The sequence below is a fragment of the Saccharothrix sp. CB00851 genome (assembly GCF_001905065.1).
Classification (GTDB): domain Bacteria; phylum Actinomycetota; class Actinomycetes; order Mycobacteriales; family Pseudonocardiaceae; genus Actinosynnema.
Window position 1 is genome coordinate 40536 of the sequence record NZ_LWLC01000023.1, and the last position, 12221, is coordinate 52756.

The following is a 12221-nucleotide window of genomic DNA, read 5'->3' on the forward strand; positions in this document are numbered from 1 at the left end:
CGTTCAAGGGGTTGGGGGAGGGGTGTGTGTCATCCCGTGGTCGTGGTCGGGATCCAGACGCGCATCGGACCGGGCGACCGGTTGCCCCACAGGAAGTAGGGGATCGCGGTGATGGTGAGCGCGGTGGCGGAGTCCTCGGGGGTTGCGGTGCGGTAGAGGGCGTCGCTGTCCGGCGGCACGACCGCGCCGCGAGCGGTCAGGGCGACCGGGACGGCGGGCAACGCGGTCCGGTCGACGGGCGCGGCCGGGTCGAGCCGCACGTCCTCCAGCACGACGTCGGCGGGCAGGTCGGCCTGCTCCAGGCAGTAGACGAGCGGACCGCGGGCCAACGCGACGCAGCCGCGCACGGCGTCCACGCGCGGGTGCGCGGTGACCACCCGGACCGGCATGGCCAGGTCGAGCGTGACCGTGGCGCCGTCCGACCAGTCGCGGTGCAACCGCAGGTAGCCGCCTTCGGGGGTGACGTCGACCGGCACGCCGTCGACCAGCGCGGACGCCTCGGCGCACCACCCGGGCACGCGCAGGGCGAGCGTGAACGGCGCCGCCCCGGTCACGTCCAGCGTGATGCGCCCGTCCCACGGGTACTCGGTGCGCACGACGATCTCGCCCGCGTCGGTGCGCACGGTGCCCGCCGAGTACAGGTGCAGCTGCACGCCCGTGTCGTCGGTCGTGACGGCGTAGCCGTGCAGCGACGCGACCAGCCGTGCCAGGTTCGGCGGGCAGCACGCGCACGTATACCAGGGCAGGCGTTGCGACGGCGCGTCCTCGTGCGACCCGTCGTGGCCTGTGCGCAGGTGCAGCGGGTTGGAGTAGAAGAAGTGCGTGCCGTCCTCGGACGTGGAGCCCGCCACCGCGTTGTAGAGCGCGCGTTCCAGCTCGTCGGCGTAGCGGGACTCACCGGTGGCCAGCAGCATCCGCCAGTTCCACTGGACACTGGCGATCGCCGCGCACGTCTCGCCGTACGCGCGGTCCGCCGGCAGCTCGTACGGGTCGCCGAACGCCTCGTCGCGGTGCCGCGAACCCTGGGCGCCGGTGAGGTAGGTCTTGCGGCCGAACGCGTCGTCCCACAACCGGCGCGCCGCCTCGAACAGCTCGTCGTCACCGGTCTCCACGGCGACGTCCACCATGCCCGCCAGCAGGTACAGCTGCCGTACCACGTGCCCGGTGACCTCCTCCGCCTGCCGCACCGGCACGTGGTCGACCAGGTAGGCCGAGCCGAAGCGCGCGCCGTCGAGCAGGCCGCGGCCGCGCGAGTCGAGCATGCGCCGGGCGAGGTCCAGGTACGGCCGGTGGCCGGTGACCCGGTACAGCTCGACCAGCGCCGTCTCGACGCCGGGGTGGCCGTCCAGCCCGGGTGGCGCGTCCGGGCCGCCGAACCGGTCGACCAGCAGGTCGGCGAACCGCCGGGCCACCGCGACCAGCTCGGCACCGACACCGGCCCGTGCGGCGGCGACGGCCGCCTGGATCAGGTGCCCCGCCACGTACAGCTCGTGGCCGTAGTGCGGTTCGAGCCACCGCTGCTCGGGCTTCACGACGGTGTAGTACGAGTTCAGGTAGCCGTCGTCGCCCTGCGCCTTCGCCAGCAGCTCGGCCGTCGTGTCGACGAACGCCCGCAGCCGCTCGTCGTCCGGGTCCGAGGCGAGCCGCCACGCGGCGGCTTCCAGCGTCTTGTGCACGTCGGAGTCGGCGAACCACATGTTGCGGAACTCGCCGGTCGTCTCGCCGGTGACCAGCCGCAGGTTGTCGAGCGCGCCGGAGACCTCCAGCTGCTCGACGCAGTGCGGCAGGGTGCCCGTGGCGTTGCGGTGCTGCCACCGGCCGAAGAAGCCGTCGGCGGCGAAGGTGACGCCGTCGAGCGCGACCGGGCGCAACGCGGAGGTGGCGGTCGGGGTCGGCCGGACGGGACCTTGGCGTTCGGTCATGAGGGGTGTTCCTTCCAAGCCCGTGAGGTCAGCCCTTGAGGGCGCCGGAGGTGAAACCGCGGACGTAATGCCGTTGCAGCAGGAGGAAGACGACGACGCACGGCAGCGCCGACGTGACCACGCCCGCTTGCAGCGCCTCGAAGTCGACCGAGCCGAGGCTGCCCGACTGGAGGTTGAACAACGCGACCGGCAGCGTGAACTTCGCGCCGTCGGTGAGGAAGATCAGCGGGGCGACGAACTCGTTCCACGCGGCCAGGAACGAGAACAGGCCGACCGTGACGACACCCGGCAGCACACCGCGCAGCAGCACCCGCCACAACGCGCTGCCCGGTGTGCAGCCGTCGATCAGCGCCGCCTCCTCCAGCTCGCGCGGCAGCGCCTCGAACGAGCTGCGCATCATGAACAACCCGAACGGCAGCTGGAACACCGCCAGCACCAGGCCGAGGCCGATCAGCGAGTTCTGCAGGCCGATCCAGCCGAGCAGGAGGTAGAGCGGCACCAGGATGGTCGTGTAGGGCACCATCAGGATCGCCAGCGTGACGACGAACAGCAGGTTGTGGCCCGGGAACCGCAGCCGTGCGAGCGCGTACCCGCCCAGCGTGGTGGTGACCACGGTGACCGCGACCGCGACCAGCGCCACCACCAGCGTGTTGACCAGGTACGTGCCCAGGCCGCTGCCGTAGTCGGCCAGCCGCTCGTAGTTGTCCAGGCCCCAGCCCGGCCCGCCGTCGGCGGCACGCCTGCTGTTGACCGACGAGTACAGCGTCCACAGCATCGGCAGCAGGAACAGCACGGCGAGGGCGGAGCCGGTGACGTGGAAACCGGCGGTGCGCGCGCGGGACATGGCGCCTGATCTCCTTGCGGTGGGAGCGGTCACCGGCCGCCGCGGCGCAGCAGCCGCAACTGCGCGCCGTTGACGACGATGAGGACGGCGAGGATCGCCACGGACACCGCCGCGGCCCGGCCGAGGTCCTGGGACAGGAACGCCTCGCGGTAGACGCTGATGACCACGGTGGCCGTCTCATGCCTGCCGCCGGTGAGGATGAAGAACTGGTCGAACGCCAGCAGCGAGCCGGTCAGCGACAGCACCATGGTCAGCGCGAGCGTCGGCCGCAGCAGCGGCAGCGTGACCCGCCACAGGATCTGCCACCGGTTCGCGCCGTCGGCCCGCGCCGCCTCGTAGAGCAGCGGGTCGATGCTCTGCAGGCCGGTCATCAGGATCAGCATGTAGAAGCCGGCGAACCGCCACGTGATCATGCCGACCGTGGAGGCGAGCGCGTTGTCCGTCGAACCGAGCCAGTCGAGCGGGCCGAGGCCGAGGAACCGGACCAGCTCGTTCAGCGGTGACGCCTCGGTGTTGAACAACCCGTAGAACAACAGGCTGGTCGACGCGAGACCGACCACGCTCGGCAGGAACAACGCCGTCCGGTAGGCGCCGACGCCCGGCCGGGTCTCCTGCACCAGCAGCGCCAGGCCGAACGCGACCAGACCGAGCACCACCGTCGTGACGGCCGTGTACTTCAGCGTGAACACGACCGCCCGCAGGAACAGCGGGTCCTGCAACGCGCTGTAGTTCTCCACCCCGTTCGGCGCCGACGCGCCCAACAGCGGCCAGTGGTTGAACGACATCCACACCATCAGCACCAGCGGGACGACGAACAGCACCACCACCAGCAACGCCATGGGGCTCGCGTAGAGCAGGCCGAGCCTGCGCCGCGCGCCGGCGATGGTCGCGCGACGACGGGCCGGTGGTACCGGTCGGGTCGGCGCGGGCGGCCGGGCCTGCGTGACGGTCGCCATCGTCAGCCGCCGCTGGCCAACGACTCGGTGATGGTCCCGTTGTGCTGCTTCAACGTCGCGCCGACGTCCTGCGCGCCGAACAGCGCGTCGGTGACCGCCGCCGTCCACGGGCCGTTGGTGTCGTTGAACGTCTTGCCGAAGTTCACCGAGATCGGCGTCTGGCCCTCGCCCGCGAGCAGGTTGAACACCCGCAGCCGGTGGTCCTGCTTGGCGTAGGCGTTATCGGCCAGGTCGCTGCGCACGGTGATGTTCTTGTTCTTCGCCAGCACCTCGACCTGGGCCTGTTCGGACAGCGTCCACGAGATGAAGTCCCACGCCGCCGCGGCCTTGGTGGAGTTGGCGCTGATGCCGAGCACGTCACCGCCGACGAACGACGACCGGCCGCCCTTCGGACCGGGGATCGGCGCGATGCCGATCTGCAGGTTCGGGCCTTCCTCCATGCCCTGCAACGCGGTCGCGCCCATCGGCTGGATGCCGATCCTGCCCTCGGCGAACAGCTGCGTCCACGTCGGACCGGACTCGTTCTTCGCCGACGTGGGCACGATGCCCTCGGCGTACATCCGGCGCATGGTGCCGTACACGTCGGCGGCGGTGCCGTGGTCGAGCGTCGCGGCGGTGCCCTGGTCGTCCAGCACGGTCTCGCCGGCGGCCCAGATCATCGGCCAGGTGGTGAACAGCATGCAGCCGGGGCACGCGCCGCCGAAGAAGTACCCGTCGACGTCACCCAGCGCGTCGATCTTCTTGGCCGCCTCGTACAGGCCGTCCAACGTGGTCGGTGGGTTCTCCGGGTCGAGCCCGGCGCGGCTGAACAGCACCTTGTTGTAGAACACCGCGGACAGGTCGATGTCGTGCGGCACGCCGTAGACCTTGCCCTGGTGCGTCGCGGCCTCCATGTGCGCGGGCGCGAGCTTGCCCTTGAACGGCAACGTGTCCACCCGGGCCGTGAGGTCGAGGTACACGCCCTTGGCCGCGTAGTTCGGCGCGTACACCACGTCGGCGGCGAGGACGTCCGGCAGCTGCTTCGCGCCCGCCGCGGTGCCGACCTTCTGCTGGTAGGAGTCGGCCGGGAAGACGGTCAGCTCCACCTTGTTCTTGTGGCTCGCGTTGTAGGCGTCCACCAAGGTCTGGCTGAACGTGGCCGTGGGCGACCGGGTCCACATGGTGATCGTGGTGCCGTCGTCCACGGCGGTCGTGTCACCCGGTGACGCGGCGGGCGGGCCGCTCTGGCACGCGGCCAGGAGCAGCAGCGCCGCCGTCGCGGTGGCGAGCCTCCGGCGTGCGCGGGGCGGTGGGAGTGGACTCATCTGGCTCGTCTCCTCGGGCGACCACGTGCCCGGCACGGCGGGACCACGTGGGAAGGAAAATCAGGAAACCGGTTGCCTTGAGAACGTAGAGACGGCACTGACCGGTGTCAAGGCTGGGTTTCAGGCCCGTGACGTGCTAATTCGTCGGTCGACTCAGCAGGGTGGACAGCGCGCGGTAACCTTCGCCCATGCCGCCGAGGAAAACGAAGGAAAACGCCGGGTCGTCGGGCCGCCCGGCCACGATCAGCGACGTGGCCCGGTTGGCGGGCGTCTCGGTGGGCACTGCCTCCAAGGCGCTCAACGGGCGCGGGTCGCTGCGCGACGAGACCCGGCGGCGGGTCCGGTCCGCCGCCGACGAGCTGGGCTTCCAGCCGAACACGGCCGCGCTCACGCTCAACTCCGGGCGCACCTACACCGTCGGCATGATCACCACCGACACCATCGGCCGGTTCAGCATCCCGCTCATGACCGGTGCGGAGGACTCCCTGGGCGCGGGCCGCATGTCGGTGTTCCTGTGCGACGCGCGCGACGACCCGATCCGCGAGCAGTACTACCTGCGCACGCTGCTCAGCCGCCGGGTCGACGGCATCATCGTCACCGGCCGCCGCACCCAGGCCCGCGCGCCGATCGGCGTGGACCTGCCCGTGCCGGTGGTCTACGCGTTCATCAGCTCCACGAACCCCGACGACTGCTCGGTGGTGCCCGACGAGGCCGGTGGCGCGCGGAAGGCCGTCGACCACCTGCTCGCCCTGGGACGACGGCGGATCGCCCACGTCACCGGGCCGGAGCACCACCACTCGGCGGCCGTCCGCGCGTCGGCCGCGGTGGACCGGCTGGCCGCGTCCGGGCTCGGTCTGGTGGGCGCGCCGCTGTTCGGTGAGTGGAGCGAGGCCTGGGGCAGGCAGGCGACCGGGATCCTGCTCGGCGCGGACGAGGAGTTCGACGCGGTGTTCTGCGGCAGCGACCAGATCGCCCGGGGCGTGGCCGACGCGTTGCGCGCGGCGGGGCGGCGGGTGCCCGACGACGTCGCCCTGGTCGGCTTCGACAACTGGGACGTCATGGCCCTGGCCTGCCAGCCGCCGTTGACCAGCATCGACATGGAGCTGGAAGGGCTCGGGCGGACGGCGGCCGACCTGCTGCTCGCAGCCATCAACGGCGAACCGGCGCCCGGCAGGCACGTCAGTCCGTGCCGGCTGGTGCTCCGCGAGTCCACCGCCGTGGCGGTGCGGCCCGGTCCGACCCGGGTCGAGCGGGTCTAGCGCCACGGGCGGGGTCGTCTGCGCGCGCGAGTGGGCATCGTCGCCGCTCCTTGGACGTCCGGCCGTGCGGGGTGACCCAGGTCTCGTCTGTTAACGCTAACAGCGCTGTCGGTCCGACTCAACCCTGAACATGGACCCGGTGCGCGGCAGGATGCAGATCGCTGTTAGCGATAACAGGTCGCGGTCGACGGCATCTCGGTGGTGGCCGGTCCGGGTGTGGCCGGTGCCGGTCGGTGTTAGCCTCCGACTTCGCGACCGTTTCGCGGCGCGGCCTCCCGTGAATGGAGGATCGGCGTGGACTTCCTCGTGCTGGCGAACGACGGTGCCGACGCGAACCCGGGCTGGTTCGGGCCCTGGGCAGAGGAGCGCGGCCTCCGGTTCGACCTGCGGCTGCGCGAGCGGTCGGCGGAGTGGCCCGACCTCGACGGGTACGACCGCGTCGTGTCGTTCGGGTCGTCGCACTCGATCCGCGACCGCGGCGACGCGTCACGCGATCGGGAGATCGCCCTGGTCAGGCAGGCGACCGGTGCCGGTCGGCCGGTCATGGGCATCTGCTACGGGGCGCACCTGCTCAGCGTCGCCCTCGGCGCGCCGGAGCAGGAGGGTCCCGGTCCCGAGATCGGCTGGATCGAGCTGGACGTGTGGCCGGACGGCCCCGTGGGCGTCGGGCCGTGGATGCTCGTGCACAACGACCTGCTGACCGTGCCGCTCGGCGCGACGCTGGTCGCGCGCACGGAGGTCGGTCCGCAGGCGTACGTGTGGCGCAACAGCATCGCCCTGCAATTCCACCCCGAGGCGGATCCGTCGAAGATGGACGAGCTGTTCGACCGGGACGAGGAGTACCTGCGCGACGTCGGACTCGACGTGCCGGCATTGCGCGCCGAAACGGGGGAACGCGCGCCTCACGCGCGGGAACAGGCGTTCGCGTTGTTCGACTGGTTCCTGGCGCGTCCGCGCGGGTGACCGCGGGTACCGCGAGGATCCGGCCCGCACCACGTCGTCGGGACGCGGGCCGTTCACCTGATCGGTGGTCAGACGCGGAAAGCGGCGACGTACCGTGCCGGGTCGCGGTCGAATTCGCCTTCCCAGCGGCGGATGACGTGGTCGGCGAACGTGGTGCCGGTGTCCAGGACCTCCTCGATCGGGTCCAGGTACCCGAGCACGGCGTCGCGCTCCAGTCCGGCCGCGACCCGGGCGGACAGGCCCTCCTTGGCCAGCCGCACGAGTTCCCGGCCCAGTTCCCGCGCCGGGACGTCGCCGACCATCGCCGACAAGCCCTCGGTCGGCACCTCCCGGATGGTGCGCCGGAGGTCGTCGGCGGAGTGGTCGCGCAGCAGCTCCCAGGCCGCGACCCGGGACGGCCGGTGGTAGGTGAGCCCGACCCACAGCGCGGGCACGGCCGGGATGTGCGCGTAGGGCGGGCCGTCGGGCGCGCGCAGTTCGAGCGTGCCGCGCACCCGCACGTCCGTCCACACCTGCGACAGGTGCGAGGTCCAGTCGGCCCAGGTCGGCATGCCGCCGTCCGGGAACCCGTCGGTGAGGATCTCGCCGAACGGCCGGTCGCCCGCCAGGCGGTAGCGGCCGTCCGCGGTCTGGTGGTAGATCATCGGGACGCCCAGCGCCCACTCCACGAAGTCGTCGGGCGTCATCTTGTCCCGCAACCCGGCGGGCAGCAGGCCGCAGCGGCGCGGGTCGGTCTTCAGCCAGCACTGGCTGCGGCGCGACCGCAGGCCGGTGAGCTCGCCGCCCTCCAGCGGCGAGTTGACGAACAGCGCCGACACCACCGGCGAGGCCGCCACGTGCATCCGGACCTTCTCGGCCAGGTCCTCCTCCGAGGTGTAGTCGAGCGTGGCCTGGGTGGACAGGGTGAGCGCCATGACCGTCGGGCCCCACTCGCCGGGCTCGCCGATGTGCGCGAAGAACTCGCGCATCAGCGCGCCGCGCGGCTTCGGCACCCACGGCACGTCCTCGACCCGGTTGAACGGCAGGTTCGCGCCGGGCAGGATCGCGTGGCCGAGGCTGCCCGCGAGGTCGGCGAGCCGCTCCATGGTCTGCCGCATGTCGTCCACGGCGGTGGCGAGGTCGGCGGTGGGCGCGGAGGCGTACTCGAGCGCGCCGCCGTGCTCCAGGGTCACGATCATGCCGCTGTCGGTCTTGATGCCGGTCAGGTGCTCGCCGTCGTGCAGTTGCTCGCCGCCGAACTCGGCGGACACGGCTTCGAGCAGGGCGCGCACGCCGTTCGGTCCCGAATAGGGCACCGCCAGCCCCGTGTCCGGGTCGACCACCGCGTTCTCGACCTCGAGCCCGACCTGTTCGCGGACCTCACCCGACTTGGTGAACAAAGACGTGAGGTCTTCTCGTCGGAGCGGCCCGGTGGTGCTCATGCGCATCTAATCCTCATCTGTCGCCGACCGGTCGGATCGCCGGAAGTCTAGAGAGGTCGACATGGTGCTGGTGATCGAGGTCACCGTTCACCCGATCGGGTCTCCGCAGTAATGCGGGACTGGAATTCCAAGCCGGGGTGCGTGGAATTCCTGTCCTGTTCCGAGCGGTCGGCCGCACTTGCCGCACCAGCCGTGTTCGGCCCGTGGGAACCCCTTCCGCCTTTAGGTCTAATTAACGGACGCGTCCTTGCCGGGTGGCCGCTGCTGCCCCTAGGTTTCCCATTGCCCGGGTATCCGCCGGGGAAACTCGTATCCGCCGGTAGACGTCCGGTGCGCAGGTAGAGGCGACTTTGCGGCAAATGGTCGCGGCATTTCCACGAAAGCTCTCACCGGGAGAGGTCGATGGTCGACTCGCGCCCTTTTCGGCGGCGTTCCGCCCGGATTCCCGAGTCGTCCCGGCCGCGATCCGGCGTGGCGCTCGCCGAAGCGGCCGAGACGGCGCGGTGGGTCGATCTGTGCCTGCACGAACTGGTGCGGCGATCCACCGATCGGGTGCCCGACGCGGTGGCGCTGAGCCACCGGGGGAGCGCGGTCACGTACCGGGAGCTGGAGGCTCGGGCGAACCGGCTCGCGCGGCTGCTCGTGCGGCGCGGTGTCCGGCCCGGTGACCGGGTCGGGGTGTGCCTGCCGCGTGACCCGCGGCTGGTCGTGGCGCTGCTCGCGGTGCTCAACGCGGGCGGGTGCTACGTCCCGCTGGACCCGGCTTACCCGGCCGAACGGCTGCGGTTCATCGCCGAGGACGCCGACACCCGGCTGGTGCTCACCGACCGCGACCACCGGGACCGGCTGCCCGCGTCGGCGGCGCTGTGCTGGGAAGACCTCCGCCTCGCGGAGTTCCCGGCGACCCGACCGCGCGTCGCCGTGACGCCGCGGCACCTCGCGTACCTGATCTACACCTCGGGGTCCACCGGCCGCCCGAAAGGGGTGTGCGTCGAGCACCGGTCGGCGGCACGGCTGCTGGAGTGGGTCGCGGCCACGTTCGGCGAGGAGGAACTGGGCGGGGTGCTCGCCGCCACCTCGGTCTGCTTCGACCTGTCGATCTTCGAGATCTTCGGCCCGCTGGCCACCGGTGGCCGGTTCGTCCTCGTGGACGACGTGCTCGCGCTCGCGTCGTTGGACGGTGCGGCGGGCGTGCGGCTGGTGAACACGGTGCCGTCGGCGATGCGGGAGCTGATCGCGGCGGGTGCCGTGCCGGCGGGCGTGCGCACGGTGTGCCTGGCCGGTGAGCCGCTGACCGCCGACCTCGCCCGCCGCGCGTGGGAGCTGCCGGGGTTGCGCAGGCTGCTCAACCTGTACGGGCCGTCCGAGGACACCACCTACTCGACGTGGGCGGACATCGCGCGTGGCGACGGGGGGCCGCCGCCGATCGGGGTGCCGTTGCCGGGCACCCGCGCGTACGTGCTCGACGCGACGTTGGCGCCGACCCCGCCCGGTGCGGCGGGCGAGCTGTACCTGGCCGGTGACGGGCTCGCCCGCGGCTACCACGACCGGCCGGCCGAGACCGCCGCCCGGTTCCTGCCCGATCCGTGGTTCCCGGGCCGGATGTACCGCACGGGCGACCGGGTGCGCCGCCGCGCGGACGGCCGGTTGGAGTTCCTGGGCAGGCTGGACGACCAGGTCAAGCTGCGCGGTCACCGGATCGAACCGGGCGAGGTGGCCGCGGCCCTGGAGGAGCTGCCCGGCGTCGTCGCCGCTGCGGCGGCGGTCGCCACGGGACCGTCCGGCGCGCCCCGGCTGGTGGGTTACCTGGTCGGGAACGGCGAGGTGGACGCGGTGGCCGCGCTGCGCCGACGGCTGCCCGACTTCCTGGTCCCCGGCGAGGTGGTGTGGCTGGCCCGGCTGCCGCGCACGCCGAGCGGCAAGGTCGACCGGGCCGCCCTGCCCCCGCCACCCCGTGCCCGGAGCGACTGGTCGGCCCTGCCTTCTTCCCTTCCGCCGGCGGACGGCATCGAGCGCGACATCGCCGCGGTCTGGGCCGAAGTCCTGGGGGTGGAGGTCGGCCGGGACGACGATTTCTTCGCGCTCGGCGGCGAGTCGTTGTTGGCCACCAGCGTTTCCGCCCGGCTGCGCGTGTCCCTCGGGTTGCCCGTCACGATCCGCGCGATCTTCGACCACCCGACGGTCGCCGACCTCGCCGCCCACACCGCGACGCTCCGTCCGGCGGCCGACGCGGTGCCGCGGGCGGTGGGTCGGGACGGGCCGCTGTCCCCGGCCCAGCGGCGGATGTGGTTCCTGCACCGGATGGACCCCGGTGACACGTCGTACCTGCTGAGCTTCCTGATCCGGTGCGGTCCCGGCGTCGACCCGGACCGGTTGGGCGGCGCGGTCCGCGCGGTCGTCGCGGCGCACGAGGCGTTGCGGACGTCGTTCACCCTGGCCGACGAGGAGCCCGTGCAACGGGTTCACCCGCACGTGCCGCTGGTCGTGCGGCGCACCGAGTCCACCGGTCCGGACCACGACGCGGAGCTGGTCCGACTGGCCCGTCAGGACGCGGCGCGGCCGATGGACCTGGAACGCGCGCCGTTGGTGCGGTGTCGCGTGGTGACCGCGAACCGCGAGGCGGTGGCGATCGTGCTGACCGCGCACCACATCGTCTTCGACGGCTGGTCGCTGGAAATCCTGGTCCGCGACCTCGCCCACTACTACGCCGAACCGGACCCCGCACCGGCGGCACGTCCCGGCCCGGCCCTGTTCGCCGCACGGCAGCTGGCCTGGCTGGACAGCGACGCCGGACGTGCCGCGACGACGGCGTTGGCCAATTCGGTGCGCGGTGCGCCGGACCTGCTGGCCCTGCCCACCGACCTGCCCCGCCCGCCGGTGCGCGGCAGCGGCGGCGGACGCGTGGAGCGCGCCTTGCCCGACACCGTCCCGGACGCCCTGCGCCGCACCGCCGCCGCACACCGCGTCACGCCGCACATGGTGGGGCTGGCCGCGTTCGCGGCGCTGCTGCACCACTGGTCCGGGGTGGACGACCTGGTCGTCGGCTCGGCCTTCGCGGGCCGCACCGATCCCGAGTCGGAAGACGCCATCGGCTGTTTCGTGAACCTGCTGCCGGTGCGGCTGCGCGTCGACGCCGGGCAGCCGTTCAGCGCTCTGCTGCGACAGACCAGGCAGGCCACACTGCTCGCCGCGTCGGCCCAGGACGTGCCGCTGGACAGCCTGGTCGCCCGGCTGCGCCCGCCACGCACACCCGCGCACACCCCGTTGGTGCAGGCCTCGTTCGGCGTGGTCAAACCGGTCGCCCCGGTCCGGTGCGGCGAGGTCGTGTTCGACGCGGTGGAACTCGGCTCGGACGACGCCCGGCTGGACCTGACGCTGTGGCTTCAGGACCGGCCGGACGGTGTGCTCGCCCGCTGGACCTACCGGACCGACCTGTTCCGCGCACCCACGATCAGCGACCTGCACGACCGCTACGCGGCGCTGCTGTCGGCCGCACTGGCCCGACCGGACAGCGCCGTGGCAACACTCGTCCGAGCCTGACCACGCGGGAGG

The 12221-nt window shown here is 72.2% G+C and carries 8 protein-coding genes; 3 read left to right on the top strand and 5 right to left on the bottom strand.

The window, feature by feature from the left end; genetic code table 11:
- Window positions 1-29: 29 nt before the first annotated feature.
- Genes A6A25_RS21700 through A6A25_RS21715 form a run of 4 tightly spaced genes read right to left on the bottom strand, consistent with a single transcriptional unit; the run spans window position 30 to window position 5026 of the window.
- Window positions 30-1922: a glycoside hydrolase family 127 protein gene (locus A6A25_RS21700; RefSeq protein ID WP_073892752.1), complete on the bottom strand. Its 1893-nt coding sequence runs from the start codon at window positions 1920-1922 to the stop codon at window positions 30-32.
- A gap of 28 nt (window positions 1923-1950) precedes the next feature.
- A complete protein-coding gene (locus A6A25_RS21705) occupies window positions 1951-2766 on the bottom strand; it encodes a carbohydrate ABC transporter permease (protein ID WP_073892768.1) in 816 nt (271 codons plus the stop codon).
- Between the two features lie 29 nt (window positions 2767-2795).
- Window positions 2796-3722 (bottom strand): carbohydrate ABC transporter permease, encoded by a 927-nt coding sequence (locus A6A25_RS21710; RefSeq protein WP_073892770.1) that lies wholly within the window; start codon window positions 3720-3722, stop codon window positions 2796-2798.
- Between the two features lie 2 nt (window positions 3723-3724).
- Complete coding sequence (locus A6A25_RS21715; RefSeq protein ID WP_073893228.1) at window positions 3725-5026, bottom strand: ABC transporter substrate-binding protein; 1302 nt, start codon at window positions 5024-5026, stop codon at window positions 3725-3727.
- Window positions 5027-5214: 188 nt separating this feature from the next.
- Between A6A25_RS21715 and A6A25_RS21720 the strand changes: the two genes are divergently transcribed.
- Window positions 5215-6285: a LacI family DNA-binding transcriptional regulator gene (locus A6A25_RS21720; RefSeq protein ID WP_073892772.1), complete on the top strand. Its 1071-nt coding sequence runs from the start codon at window positions 5215-5217 to the stop codon at window positions 6283-6285.
- Window positions 6286-6579: 294 nt separating this feature from the next.
- Window positions 6580-7248, top strand: a complete 669-nt coding sequence (locus tag A6A25_RS21725) for a type 1 glutamine amidotransferase (protein WP_073892774.1) — start codon at window positions 6580-6582, stop codon at window positions 7246-7248.
- A 68-nt stretch (window positions 7249-7316) separates the two neighbouring features.
- Here A6A25_RS21725 and A6A25_RS21730 read toward each other — a convergent pair whose 3' ends face one another.
- Window positions 7317-8669, bottom strand: coding sequence for a glutamate-cysteine ligase family protein (locus A6A25_RS21730; RefSeq protein ID WP_158073785.1), 1353 nt, complete (start codon window positions 8667-8669; stop codon window positions 7317-7319).
- A 402-nt stretch (window positions 8670-9071) separates the two neighbouring features.
- Here A6A25_RS21730 and A6A25_RS21735 point away from each other — a divergent pair, with 402 nt between their 5' ends.
- Window positions 9072-12209: a non-ribosomal peptide synthetase gene (locus A6A25_RS21735; protein ID WP_083668538.1), complete on the top strand. Its 3138-nt coding sequence runs from the start codon at window positions 9072-9074 to the stop codon at window positions 12207-12209.
- The last annotated feature ends 12 nt before the right edge of the window (window positions 12210-12221 follow it).

Bases quoted from the DNA above. Each gene is read 5' to 3' on its own strand.
- A6A25_RS21700 (WP_073892752.1), bottom strand. From the start codon at position 1,922: ATGACCGAACGCCAAGGTCCCGTCCGGCCGACCCCGACCGCCACCTCC.
- A6A25_RS21735 (WP_083668538.1), top strand. From the start codon at position 9,072: ATGGTCGACTCGCGCCCTTTTCGGCGGCGTTCCGCCCGGATTCCCGAG.
- A6A25_RS21730 (WP_158073785.1), bottom strand. From the start codon at position 8,669: ATGAGCACCACCGGGCCGCTCCGACGAGAAGACCTCACGTCTTTGTTC.
- A6A25_RS21710 (WP_073892770.1), bottom strand. From the start codon at position 3,722: ATGGCGACCGTCACGCAGGCCCGGCCGCCCGCGCCGACCCGACCGGTA.
- A6A25_RS21720 (WP_073892772.1), top strand. From the start codon at position 5,215: ATGCCGCCGAGGAAAACGAAGGAAAACGCCGGGTCGTCGGGCCGCCCG.
- A6A25_RS21715 (WP_073893228.1), bottom strand. From the start codon at position 5,026: ATGAGTCCACTCCCACCGCCCCGCGCACGCCGGAGGCTCGCCACCGCG.
- A6A25_RS21705 (WP_073892768.1), bottom strand. From the start codon at position 2,766: ATGTCCCGCGCGCGCACCGCCGGTTTCCACGTCACCGGCTCCGCCCTC.